The organism is Amycolatopsis rhabdoformis, from assembly GCF_035918295.1.
Lineage (GTDB): Bacteria > Actinomycetota > Actinomycetes > Mycobacteriales > Pseudonocardiaceae > Amycolatopsis > Amycolatopsis rhabdoformis.
The window spans coordinates 470237-481802 of sequence record NZ_CP142149.1 but is presented as its reverse complement, the minus strand read 5'-3'; the positions used below and the strand labels follow the sequence as shown (position 1 = coordinate 481802).

Annotated in this window: 11 protein-coding genes; 4 read left to right on the top strand and 7 right to left on the bottom strand. The window is 70.2% G+C overall.

What is annotated here, in order from left to right; all coding sequences use genetic code 11:
- Positions 1 to 330: 330 nt before the first annotated feature.
- Positions 331 to 510, top strand: coding sequence for a DUF7455 domain-containing protein (locus VSH64_RS02250; protein ID WP_326833769.1), 180 nt, complete (start codon positions 331 to 333; stop codon positions 508 to 510).
- A 322-nt stretch (positions 511 to 832) separates the two neighbouring features.
- Here VSH64_RS02250 and VSH64_RS02245 read toward each other — a convergent pair whose 3' ends face one another.
- The 5 genes from VSH64_RS02245 to VSH64_RS02225 form a co-directional block, all read right to left on the bottom strand.
- Complete coding sequence (locus tag VSH64_RS02245; RefSeq protein WP_456062091.1) at positions 833 to 2002, bottom strand: ROK family protein; 1170 nt, start codon at positions 2000 to 2002, stop codon at positions 833 to 835.
- Positions 2003 to 2025: 23 nt separating this feature from the next.
- The gene (locus VSH64_RS02240) at positions 2026 to 3456 is read right to left on the bottom strand and encodes a sugar ABC transporter permease (protein ID WP_326833768.1); all 1431 of its coding nucleotides are present in this window, start codon (positions 3454 to 3456) and stop codon (positions 2026 to 2028) included.
- Between the two features lie 20 nt (positions 3457 to 3476).
- Positions 3477 to 4250 carry an ATP-binding cassette domain-containing protein gene (locus VSH64_RS02235; protein WP_326833767.1) on the bottom strand — a complete coding sequence of 258 codons (774 nt, stop codon included), beginning with the start codon at positions 4248 to 4250 and terminating at the stop codon, positions 3477 to 3479.
- A 96-nt stretch (positions 4251 to 4346) separates the two neighbouring features.
- On the bottom strand, positions 4347 to 5486 hold the full coding sequence (locus VSH64_RS02230) for a sugar ABC transporter substrate-binding protein (RefSeq protein ID WP_326833766.1): 1140 nt from the start codon (positions 5484 to 5486) through the stop codon (positions 4347 to 4349).
- A gap of 438 nt (positions 5487 to 5924) precedes the next feature.
- Complete coding sequence (locus tag VSH64_RS02225; protein ID WP_326833765.1) at positions 5925 to 7673, bottom strand: DEAD/DEAH box helicase; 1749 nt, start codon at positions 7671 to 7673, stop codon at positions 5925 to 5927.
- Between the two features lie 225 nt (positions 7674 to 7898).
- Here VSH64_RS02225 and VSH64_RS02220 point away from each other — a divergent pair, with 225 nt between their 5' ends.
- A complete protein-coding gene (locus tag VSH64_RS02220; protein ID WP_326833764.1) occupies positions 7899 to 9086 on the top strand; it encodes a YihY/virulence factor BrkB family protein in 1188 nt (395 codons plus the stop codon).
- Here the strand turns inward: VSH64_RS02220 and VSH64_RS02215 are convergent.
- Both VSH64_RS02215 and VSH64_RS02210 read right to left on the bottom strand, forming a co-directional pair.
- Positions 9083 to 9922: a hypothetical protein gene (locus tag VSH64_RS02215; protein WP_326833763.1), complete on the bottom strand. Its 840-nt coding sequence runs from the start codon at positions 9920 to 9922 to the stop codon at positions 9083 to 9085. The genes VSH64_RS02220 and VSH64_RS02215 overlap by 4 nt on opposite strands.
- 163 nt (positions 9923 to 10085) lie before the next feature.
- A complete protein-coding gene (locus tag VSH64_RS02210; protein WP_326833762.1) occupies positions 10086 to 10328 on the bottom strand; it encodes a DUF3039 domain-containing protein in 243 nt (80 codons plus the stop codon).
- A gap of 93 nt (positions 10329 to 10421) precedes the next feature.
- On the opposite strand from VSH64_RS02210, the gene VSH64_RS02205 reads away from it, so the two are divergent.
- On the top strand, positions 10422 to 10916 hold the full coding sequence (locus VSH64_RS02205; protein WP_326833761.1) for a pyridoxamine 5'-phosphate oxidase family protein: 495 nt from the start codon (positions 10422 to 10424) through the stop codon (positions 10914 to 10916).
- Complete coding sequence (locus VSH64_RS02200; protein WP_326833760.1) at positions 10913 to 11560, top strand: HD domain-containing protein; 648 nt, start codon at positions 10913 to 10915, stop codon at positions 11558 to 11560. The genes VSH64_RS02205 and VSH64_RS02200 overlap by 4 nt, the downstream gene beginning before the upstream one ends.
- Positions 11561 to 11566: the final 6 nt, after the last annotated feature.

The following is an 11566-nucleotide window of genomic DNA, read 5'->3' as shown; positions in this document are numbered from 1 at the left end:
CTGAGAACGAACAAGCCCTGCACCGGAATGGCCTTCAGACGATTTCCGGATAGCGTCGAAGGCACTCCCGCACGGGTCCTGACCTCGAAAAACGAGGGTGAACGGGGCTCGTTGTCCTAAGGAGCGAGACGGCACTACGGCAACTGGGGTAATTCGGCGTGACACAGGTCCCACCGGTGCGGGAACACTTGCGGGCCGCGAAACGTCTGGAACAGTAGAAGCACGAACACCGCGGAGCCGGAGGCGATCCCGCCGAGGGCGTCACTTCCGAAGTGGGCGTAGCTGGATCGAGGTACCGGGTGACCGGTACCGGGACGGAGGGAGACCCCCATGACATCACCCACGCTCACCCGCCCCGAATTGACCGCCGCCGACCGATGCGACCGGTGCGGGGCTGCGGCTCAGGTACGCGCCGTCCTCAGCTCCGGAGGCGAGCTGCTCTTCTGCGGGCACCACGCCCGTGAGCACGAGGTCAAGCTCAAGGAACTGGCCGCGGAGATCCAGAAGTAGGGGTCCCCACAGCGCAAGACTCGACGCGAACAGTCGACCCGGAGGCGGCAGGTGCCCGATGCACCTGCCGCCTTCGGCGTTTCGAGACCCATTCGCCGTGAAACCGAGATCGCGACGTGCAACTTCACTTTTGCACCGGGTGCTGAATTGACAATTCCTGTCCTGTTCCCGGTCATGCGAAGGAAACCGCCGGTGCCCGATTTCCGGCGAAACCATGACCTGCATCACTTCGGAACGGCCAAGCACCGATAACAATTCGTCCTCGCTCACGAGGAAGGCGGCAGGTGCGCACCGCACCTGCCGCCTTCTCGGATTTCCGGGGCTAAACCGTGTCGAGCACGACCTCGAACGCCACTTCCGCGGCCCCGAGGAGCTTCACGTCCGCGCCCAGCGCCGAGCTCACGATCCGCGTGCCGCCGACCGCCCGGCTCACCAGGCTGCGCCGGCGGACCTCGGCGGCCACGGCGCGGATCACCGAGTCCGGCAGGACCGTGAGCAGGTCGCCCAGCACCACGAGCTGCGGACCCAGCAGGTTCACCACGTTCACGAGCCCGAGCGTGAGCCACTCGGAGAACTCCGCGAGCCGCGAGAGCGCCGCCTCCGGGTCGCGGGCCAGCTCCCGCAGCTCGAAGAGGATCGCCCCGCGCGCGGTGTCCTCCGGCAGCCCCAGGGCCCGGCACAGGGCCGCCTCGCCGATCTCGGTCTCCCAACAGCCGCTGCTGCCGCAGTAGCAGGGCCGGCCGCCGGGCCGGATCACCATGTGGCCGATCTCCCCGACGTACCCCGCGCCGCCGCGCAGCGACGAACCCTGCGCGATCACGCCGCCGCCGACTCCGACGTCGGCGGACACGTACACGGCGTCGGACGAGCCGCGGGCCGCGCCGCGCAGGTGCTCGGCCACGGCGCCCAGCTCGGCGTCGTTGCCGACCAGCACGGGGATGCGCAACACGCTCGACAGGCGTTCGCCGAGGGCGACGTCGGTCCAGCGCAGGTTCGGCGCCTCGTGCACGTGGCCGTCGGCCCGCCGCACGACCCCGGGCACCGACACCCCGACGGCCACGGGCGTGACCCCGAGGTCGCCGGCCAGCACGGCGGTCGACTCGATCACGTGCGTGATCACCTCGTCGGCCTCGCGCATCCGGCCGCGCAGGTTCCAGCTGTTGCGGCCGAGGATCTGGCCGCCCAGCCCCACGAGCGCGAGCGCCACGTGCTCGACCTGCAGGTCGACCGCGACCACGACCGCCGCGTGCGGCTGGGGCAGGACCAGGAGCGAGGGGCGGCCCGCCCCTCGTCCCGGCCTCGGCACCTTCTCCTCGACGACGCCCGCTTCCGCGAGCCCGTCGACGAGGGTCTTGATCGTGCTCCGGTTGAGCCCCAGCTCCGCGGCCAGGGTCGCCCGGGTGCTCGGCCCCCCGACGTGCAGCAGGCGGAGCAGGGTCGTGCGGTTGTGCCGGCGCACCTCGTCGGGTCGTGCGACGGACGAACTCGTCACCGGCTTGAACGTGGCATCGGGCGTCAGCGTGCCGACGCAGCCGCTCGGCGCCGCGACAGCGCGTCGACGGTGGCCGCGAGCAGCAGGACGAGACCGGTGACGATGTTGACCACGGCAGCGGACTGCTGGAGCAGGCCGAGGCCGTTGTTCACGATCGCCAGCACGGCACCACCGATGACCGCGTCGATGATCCGGCCCTTGCCGCCGAACAGCGACGTACCACCGATGACCGCCGCACCCACCGCGAACAGCAGCGTGTTGAGGCCACCGGACTGCGGGTTGACCGAGCCGATCTTCGACGAGTACACGATCGCGCCGATCGCCGCGAAGGTGGAGCTGATCACGAACACGCTGGTGCGCAGCTTGGCCACATTGATACCGGCGCGCCGCGCGGCTTCCTGGTTGCCACCCACCGCGTAGAGGTGCCGGCCGTAGCGCGTGCGGTTGAGCACGTAGGTGCCCGCGAACAGCAGCACCAGCACGATCGGGACCACGTACGGCACGCCGTCGATCACCACGAGGGCGCTCGACGAGCGGTTGATCGTGAGCAGGTACGTGGCGACCGCGGAGATCACCACGACCACCCCGACCTTGAACAGCACGATCGGCGTCGGCTGCACCACGAGGCCGCGTTTGAGCCGGGTGAAGTGCTGCCCGAGCGCGATGACCGCGTAGCCGCCCGCGGCCACGATGAACATGACCCAGCTGCCGAGCACCGACAGGTTGCCGTTGGCCACCGCGTTGAGGGTGTCGCTGGTGCTGATCGGCAGCGTGCCGCCCTCACCGATGAACTGCAGGATCACGCCCTGCCACACGATGAACAGCGCCAGGGTCACGACGAACGACGGCATGCCGATCTTCGAGACGAGGAAACCGGTGATGCAGCCGATCGCGGTACCCGTGGTGATCGCGATGACCATCTCGAGCCACGCGTTCTGCGGCGCGCCGATCAGGATCACCACGATGCCGACGGCCGCCACGGCCGCCCCGGCCCAGATCCGCTGCAGGAGGGCGAGGATCACGGCGATCGCGAGCACGGCGATGAACGTGACGAACACGCCGCCGCCCATCGAGCCCAGCAGGTTGCCGTTGCGCACGTAGTGCAGCGCCATCAGCGAGGCGGCCACACCGGAGGCGGTACCGGCCGACAGGTCGATCTCGCCGAGCAGCAGCACGAAGACGATGCCCATCGCGATGATGGTCTGGCCCGCGCCCTGGGCGAGCAGGTTCGCGATGTTGCGCAGGGTGAAGAAGTCACTCGAGAGCGAACTGAACAGGATCGCCAGCACGATCACGCCGAGCACGGCGGGGACCGAGCCGAGCTGGCCGTCCTTGAGCCGCGCGAAGTAATCTCGGATCGCCTCGCCGGTCGACATCGACGTGGTGTCGATGCCGAAGTCGGCGATCGCGTTCGCCGAGTCCGGTTTGGCGGACTTGGCAGGGGTCTCAGTCATGTCGGGTTCTTTCTCGTTGCTCACAGCACGACGTGTTCGGGGCGGGCCAGGCCGAGGTCGCCCGACCGGCCGGAGGTGATCAGCTCGACCACCTGGTTGGTCGTCACGTCCTTGGTCTGCACCTCGGCGACCAGACGGCCCAGGTACAGCACGTCGATGCGGTCGGCGACCTCGAACACGTCGGCCATGTTGTGGCTGATCAGCACCACACCGAGGCCCTGCTCGGCGAGGCGGCGGACCAGGTCGAGGACCTGCCGGGTCTGGGCGACACCGAGGGCGGCGGTCGGCTCGTCGAGGATCACGACCTTGCTGTTCCACAGCACCGACTTGGCGATGGCCACGGTCTGGCGCTGTCCACCGGAGAGCGCGGAGACGGGCGTGCGGACCGACTTCACGGTGCGCACCGACAGGGAGGCCAGCGTTTCGCGCGCGGCCTTCTCCATGCTGGCCTCGTCGAGCAGCCATTCGCTGCCGCGCTCTCGGCCGAGGAACATGTTCTGCACGATGTCGAGGTTGTCGGCCAGCGCGAGGTCCTGGTACACGACCTCGATGCCGAGCTCGGCCGCGTCCTTCGGGCTGCTGATGTGCGCTTGCTTGCCGTTGAAGGTCACGGTGCCGGTGTCGGACGGGTAGATGCCGGCGATGCACTTGACCATCGTCGACTTGCCGGCACCGTTGTCGCCGACGAGCGCGGTGACTTCGCCCGCGCGCACGGCGAAGTCCACGTCGTAGAGGACGTGGACCGGGCCGAAGCTCTTGTTCAGACCTTTGATGTCGAGAATGGGCTCGCTCATGGGGTTCGCTGTTCTTTCGCGTGGGTACCGGGCCGGGATGCGTCGTCGGGGTACGCATCCCGGCCCGGCTGCTGGGTTGGTGCTACGCGGTGCGGATCAGCTGATGCCGGCCGCGGTGCACTTGGCGGCGAGGTCGCCGGTGCAGACGTCCGACGCCTTGACGTAGCCCTGCTGGATGACCGTCTTGATGTCGTTGACCTCGATCAGGGTCGGGTTGAGCAGGACCGACTTCAGGTCGCGGTTGTTCTTCGGGTCGTGCAGCGTGCCCGTCGCGATGGCGTCGGCAGCGGCCTTGTCACCCTTGGCCAGCGCGGCGGCCAGCTTCGCGGTGTTGTCCGCCTCTTCCTTGATCGGCTTGAAGATCGTGAGCAGCTGGTCGCCGCGCAGGATGGCCTGCAGGCCGGCCGCGGTGGCGTCCTGGCCGGTCACCGGCACCTTGCCGTTGAGGCCGTTCTTCTTCAGCACGGTGATGACCGCGCCCGCGAGCTCGTCGTTCGCCGCGACGACGCCGTCGACCTTGCCGCCGACGCGGGTGAAGATCTGCTCGAACGTGGTGCCACCGACCTGCGGGTCCCAGTCGTTGATCGGCTGCTTCTGGACCAGCGTCAGCGCGCCCGAGGCGTAGAGCGGCTTGAGGACCTTGTCGTGCCCGTCGCCGAACAGCGTCGCGTTGTTGTCCGTCGGGGCGCCTTCGATCTGGACGACCGCGGCACCCTTCTTGTCCTTCAGCGCGTCCGCCATGCCCTGGGCCTGCAGCTCGCCGACCTTCTCGTTGTCGAACGAGACGTAGTAGTCGGCCGAACCGCCCAGGCTCGGACGGTCGTAGTCGATGACCGGGATGCCCGCGGTCTTCGCCTTCGCCTCGATCGCGGCACCGACGGCCGGGTCGGACGGGGCGATGATCAGGACCTTCACGCCCTGGCTGATGAAGCCGTCGGCCAGGGTCGAGAACTTCTGGTTGTCGCCCTGGGCGTTCTGGATGTCCGCGGTGAAGCCCTGGGACTGGAGAGCGGCCTGGAGCATCGGCTTGTCGAACGCCTCCCACCGGGCGGAGGTGGCGGTCTCGGGCAGGATCACGCCGACCTTGCCGTTGGCGCCGCCGCCGGCGGGGGCGGAAGCCGAGCCGGAGGCGGAGCTGTCCCCCGTGCCCCCGGAGTTCGAGTTGGCACCGCACGCGGTCAGCACCAGGCCGGCGCTCACCGTGGCGGCAAGGAGGGTAAGGGTTCTGCTGCGCATCCTCGTTCCTTCCGGATCATGCTCGCGGGGCGGTGATCCGGAAGGCCCGGCGCACCGACGCGCATATGTTGTGGCCGACAACATATGCCGCTGAGCAGCTTCGCGGAAGATAGCTGGATCGATTAAATGACACCAATTGGACACGGTTCGGCAACGCGACCCGACCACAGCCCGGAAAGGGTAAATCCACTGACGGAGTGATCGCCAGTGGGCACCGAGCGTGACGAGATCGACTCGGTTGACTCTCCGTGAGCCTTCGGTTCCCCGACGCCCCGGCGGAGTCCGCCGGACACGTTCGGTGCGCGAAGATCGTGACCCGCCGCCGATCCGCGCGCCGCGGTCACCTCGGCAGAATTCGGGCACGGCCGCGCGCCCTCCTCCGGGTTCGCCGATGCGGTGGCCGCGGACTGCGCGTCCGCGGCCACGGACGGCCGAAGGTCACCAGGAACGCAGCGTGACGATGCGCTCTTCGAGCTGCTCCACGGTCGCCATGGCCGTGGGCGGGCCGCCGCACACCCTGCGTAGCTCGTTGTGGATCGCGCCGTGGGGCTTCCTGGTGCGGTGGTGGTACACGCCGACCAGCGCGTTGAGCTCCTTGCGCAGCGAGCCGAGGCGTTCGCTCACCGACTGGGACCGCGCGGGCGCCGGAGCGGCCTTCTCGGCCTCGGGCTTGCGGCGCTTCTCGTCGGAGATCTGCTCCTCCTGCCGCTTGCGCAGCAGGGCCCGGACCTGGTCCGGTTCCAGCAGCCCGGGCAGGCCGAGGTACTCCTGCTCCTCGTCGGAGCCGGAGAAGACGGCGGTCCCGAACGAGTTACCGTCGTAAATCACCTGATCGAGCTCGGCCGACGCGCCGAGCGAGGTGAACGCCTTCTCCTCTTCGCCCGGTTCGTCCTCCGTGCGGTTGGCCTGGGCGAGCAGCTCGTCCTCCCAGCCCTCCTTCTCACGGTGGGGCTTGCCGAGCACGTGGTCGCGCTGCGCCTCCAGCTCGCTCGCCAGCTCCAGCAGCACGGGCACGCTGGGCAGGAAGACGCTCGCCGTCTCGCCCTTCTTGCGGGCCCGCACGTAGCGGCCGATGGCCTGCGCGAAGAACAGCGGGGTCGACGCGCTCGTGGCGTAGACACCGACCGCCAGGCGCGGCACGTCGACGCCTTCGGACACCATGCGCACGGCCACTATCCAGCGCTCGTTGGTCTCCGAGAACTCCTTGATGCGGCCAGAAGCCTTCGGGTCGTCCGAGAGCACCAGCGTGGGCGGCTGGCCGGAGAGGCGCTCCAGGATCTTCGCGTACGCACGAGCCGAGTCCTGGTCGGTCGCGATCACCAGGCCGCCCGCGTCGGGCACGCTCTGGCGGACCTGCGACAGCCGCGTGTCGGCCGCCTGCAGCACCGCGGGTACCCATTCGCCCGCCGGGTCGAGCGCCGTGCGCCAGGCCCGCGCGTTCTGCTCGGCCGTGAGCGGCTCACCCAGGCGCGCGGTGAACTCCTCGCCCGCGCTGGTGCGCCACGACGCCTCGCCCGAATAGGCCAGGAACACGACCGGCCGGACCACGCCGTCGGCCAGCGCGTCGGCGTAGCCGTAGGAGTGGTCGGCCTTGCTGCGCTGGAACCCGCCCGCGTCGGGCTCGTAGGTGACGAACGGGATCGCGGAGTCGTCGCTGCGGAACGGGGTGCCGGTGAGCGCCAGCCGCCGGCGGGCGGGGGTGAACGCCTCGCGCACCGCGTCGCCCCACGACTTCGCGTCGCCGCCGTGGTGCACCTCGTCGAGGATCACCAGCGTCTTGCGGTTCTCGGTGCGCACGCGGTGCAGCGTCGGGTGCGCGGCGACCTGGGCGTAGGTGACCGCGACACCGAGGTAGTCCGGCGACGTGACACCGGTGGTGTTGCGGAAGTTCGAGTCGATCGGGATCCCGGCCGCCGCGGCCGCGCCCGCCCACTGGTGCTTGAGGTGCTCCGTGGGCGTGACGATGGTGACGGCCTCGATGGTGCGGTCCGACAGCAGCTCGGCGGCGATGCGCAGACCGAACACGGTCTTGCCCGCGCCGGGCGTCGCGACCGCGAGGAAGTCCTGCGGCTTGCTCGAGAGGTACTTCGTGAGCGCCCGGCGCTGCCACGCGCGCAGTGGACGCGCGGTGGAGTCCTTCTCGGCGGGTGGTGCCCCGAGGACCCCCTGCGTCGTCGTCTCGGACAACCTCGCTCACCCCCTCCCCTGGCCGCGATGAGCGGCCGTGACGTGCGAAAACCCCCACTGTGGTACCGGCTTCGACGCCGGCGACTGCGGTGAGGGCACTGGCACGAGCTTACCTTCCGGGCCCCGCGGCGCCCGGCACCGCCACGGGTGATGTCGCCCGACACGCCCCCGAGGGGGACCCGCGACGAGCCAAATTCGCGCGAATGGACCATGCTGGGACCCACCATGGGTGAGGTGAGACCGGACGCCGGGAAGGCGACGGCGACGAAAACGGCGCGCAAGGGGCCGTGGCGCCTCACCACGCGCACCTTCGCCAAGGCGTGGGACGGCAACATCTTCTCCGAGGCCGCCGAAGCCGCGTTCTGGCAGACGCTGTCGCTCCCGCCGCTGCTGCTCGGACTGCTGGGCAGCCTCGGCTTCATCGGCGAGTGGTTCGGCCAGGGACTGGTCTCGGCCGTGCACGACCGCATCATCACGTTCTGCCGCACCATCTTCAGCACCAACGCCGTGCAGGAGATCATCGAGCCGACGGTGAACAGCATCCTCACGGTCGGCAAGGGCGAGATCGTGTCGGTGGGGTTCGTGATCTCGCTGTGGGCGGGCTCGTCGGCGATGTCGTCGTTCGTCGACGCCATCACCGTGGCCCACGACCAGTACGGCGTGCGCAACGAGGTGTGGCAACGGATCTTCGCGCTGCTGCTGTACTTGTGCGCGCTGGTGATCCTCGTGGTCGGGCTGCCGCTGCTGGCGATCGGACCCGACCTGCTGCCGGAGTTCTTCCCCGTGGCCTGGCGCGACACGGTGTCGTCCTGGGTCGGCACGCTGTACTTCCCGGTGCTGGGCGTGATGATCGTGCTGGCGCTGACCACGCTCTACAAGCTCGCCCTGCCGCGGCGGCTGCCCTGGCACCGCGGGCTGCCGGGCGCGGTGCTGGCGATGCTCGTGTTCCTGGTCTCCAGCGTCGGGCTGCGCATCTACCTCAACTGGATCACCAAGACCGGCTACACCTACGGCGCGCTCGCCGCGCCCATCGCGTTCCTGCTGTTGATGTTCTTCATCGGCCTGGCCGTGGTCGGCGGCGCGTACTTCAACAGCGCGATCCAGGAACTGTGGCCCGCCAAGGCGACGCGGCGCCAGCGGCGCAAGTGGCGCCGGCTGGAGATGGAACGCGCCAACGAGCGGATGCGGGCCGAAGACGGCCGGAAGCTGTGGGACCGCACCACGATCCCGTTGCGGCGGCCGAAGCGGCACGAGATCGCCGACGAGGGTCCGGACCCGGCCTCGGACGGCGAACGGCCGGACGACCCCGAGGAGGCTGACGCGTCTCGACAGACTGGAGCGTCGGGCGAGACTGGAGCGTCGCGAGAGCCTTCGGAGCCGTCCGGCCAGGACCCGGTGCGCAAGCTCCCCTAGCGCTGCTGGAACCGCCAGGTTTTGCTGTCGAACGCGATGCAGATGCTCGGCGACATCACGATCACGCGCAGGGTGTTGTCGCGCTCGTCGAAGTCGATGCCCTCGACCTCGAAAGTGCCACTGCACCCGCTCTGCAGCGGCAGCTGGCCCAGCGACGTCACGTGGCCGGTCACGTCGGAGCCGCCGACCGGCGCGTCGAGGTCGACCTGCAGCAGCGGTTTGGTGGCGCCGAAGAGGCTGCCGTCGGGGTCGTCGGAGGCGCACATGAGGCGCGTGGCCGTGACGAAGTCGCAGCCCTGCACGTCGCGCACCTGGTGATCGAGCCGGATCGCGGAGGCATACGGCAGGTTCTGCGCCGGGTCGGTGAACGCCACGCCGGGCATCGGGTGCACGAGCAGGCGGTCCATGGTGCCCCACTCGCCGGCCACCAGCCAGCGCGCGTCGGGCGACACGGCGGCGAACGAGTTGTTGCTCGCCTCCCACGGCTCCAGCGCGTGCTGGTAGTCGGTCTGCGTGCCGTCGGGCGCCTGCACGCGGAAGAGCTTCGCGCCGCGGTCGTCGCGCTGGTAGGGCTCCACGTACCAGCCCTGGGCCGAGCCCGGGTCGCCGACGTGGTTCCAGCCCCGCGCGGCCAGGCCGACGTCGACCGTGGCGACGCCGGTGTAGCGGATGGTGGTGCCCGAGGGGCGGACGATCGTGGCCAGGCCCTGGCTCTCGTCGAGCGGGCGGGCGTGGTCGGACCCGACGGCGGTCCAGCCGGTGACGGCTTGCGCGAGGCCCGGCACGGCGGCGGCGAGCAGCACGACGAGGGCGAGGACGATCCCGGATCTGCGCATGTGGAGGTCTCCTGCTGCGGGGAAGGACTGGCGGGAAACGCAGATCTACCAGTTCTTCCCCGACTCCACAGCCGCCGGGTGAATGATTTTCACGTTTGTTCGCCCGGGCGTGCCTCAGCGGCCACGCCCGGGAGGCGGGACGGCGGTCTGCGCCGGTGCCGGCTTACTCGTCCTTGCCGGGGCGGAGACCGTCGTAGATCTCCTTGCAGGCCGGGCAGACCGGGGAACCCGGCTTGGGCGACTTCGTGACCGGGAAGACCTCACCGCAGAGCGCCACCACGTGCGTGCCCATGACCGCGCTCTCGGCGATCTTGTTCTTGCGCACGTAGTGGAACATCTTCGGGGAGTCGTCTTCGGTCGACTCGGTGCTGTCGGTCTCCGGCTTCGTCAGCGTCTCGGTGCTCACGCGTCCATCATGCCTCAGCCGCGCGACTGCCGGAATCACCGGCCGCGGGTCTAGGGTCGGGCCCACGCGCCACCGAACGGCGGGAGCCGCGCCATGGACGGACCGACCGCGACCAGGCCGCACATGCCGGGCTACGGCATCGCCCCCGCTTCGGCCGGGCTGCTGCCGTGGCAGTGGGCTCACGAGCGGCTGCGCACCTCCCACGACTACTGGCTCGCCTCCGTGACCCCCGCCGGCGCCCCGCACCTGATGCCGGTGTGGGCGGTGTGGACCGGCGAGGTGCTGTGGTTCTCCTCGTCGCTGCGCTCGGTGAAGGCGCGCAACGTCGCGGCCGGCTCGGCCGTGTCCGTGGCCACGGAGGATCCCGAAGAGCCGGTGGTGCTCAGCGGCGCGGCCGAGATCGTGACGGACGCCGACGAGATCCGCGGGTTCCTCGACGCGATGAACGCCAAGTACGAGACCTCCTACGGCATCGACTTCCTGGACCCGGCCGTGAACGCGTCGGTGCGGGTGCGGCCCGCTACCGTGTTCGCCTTGCGGGAGAAGGACTTCACGACCTCGCCGACCCGATGGGAGTTCCCGCGATGACGGACTGGGGTACCGCCGTGGCCCACGTGGGCGGCAGCGCGGCCGTGGCCGGCGAAGCGTGGCGCGATCTCGAAGCGCGCTACGGCGAACCGCACCGGCACTACCACGACCTCTCGCACGCCGCGGCCGTCGCGCGCGATGGCGAGGAGCTCGCTGCCGCGGCCGGGCTCGACGCGCACGAGCGGGCCGCCGTCGCGCTGGCCGCGTGGGCCCACGACGTGGTGTACGACGCCGTGCCCGGCGAAGACGAACGCGCGAGCGCCGCGTGGCTGCGTCGCTGGCTCACCGAGGCCGGCGCCGGTGAACGGCACATCGCGCGCGCCGAGGCCCTCGTGCTCGCCACCGCGGGCCACGAGGCACCGGAAGGCGACGCGGCGGCCACCGCGCTGCTCGACGCCGACCTCGCGATCCTCGGCGCGGCCCCGCAGGACTACGCCGAGTACGCCGCCGCCGTGCGCCGCGAATACGCGAAGTACGACGACGTGACGTGGGCCGCCGGCCGCGCGGCCGTGCTGGCGAACCTGCTGGCCCGGCCGCTGCTGTACCGCAGTGGAACCGCGCGGACACGCTGGGACACGCCCGCGCGCCGCAACCTGGCGGCCGAGCTGACCCGCTGGCGCGAGCGCGCCGGCGATCACCGATGATGTCCG

Bases quoted from the DNA above. Each gene is read 5' to 3' on its own strand.
- VSH64_RS02250 (WP_326833769.1), top strand. From the start codon at position 331: ATGACATCACCCACGCTCACCCGCCCCGAATTGACCGCCGCCGACCGA.
- VSH64_RS02240 (WP_326833768.1), bottom strand. From the start codon at position 3,456: ATGACTGAGACCCCTGCCAAGTCCGCCAAACCGGACTCGGCGAACGCG.
- VSH64_RS02235 (WP_326833767.1), bottom strand. From the start codon at position 4,250: ATGAGCGAGCCCATTCTCGACATCAAAGGTCTGAACAAGAGCTTCGGC.
- VSH64_RS02230 (WP_326833766.1), bottom strand. From the start codon at position 5,486: ATGCGCAGCAGAACCCTTACCCTCCTTGCCGCCACGGTGAGCGCCGGC.
- VSH64_RS02220 (WP_326833764.1), top strand. From the start codon at position 7,899: ATGGGTGAGGTGAGACCGGACGCCGGGAAGGCGACGGCGACGAAAACG.
- VSH64_RS02215 (WP_326833763.1), bottom strand. From the start codon at position 9,922: ATGCGCAGATCCGGGATCGTCCTCGCCCTCGTCGTGCTGCTCGCCGCC.
- VSH64_RS02205 (WP_326833761.1), top strand. From the start codon at position 10,422: ATGGACGGACCGACCGCGACCAGGCCGCACATGCCGGGCTACGGCATC.
- VSH64_RS02200 (WP_326833760.1), top strand. From the start codon at position 10,913: ATGACGGACTGGGGTACCGCCGTGGCCCACGTGGGCGGCAGCGCGGCC.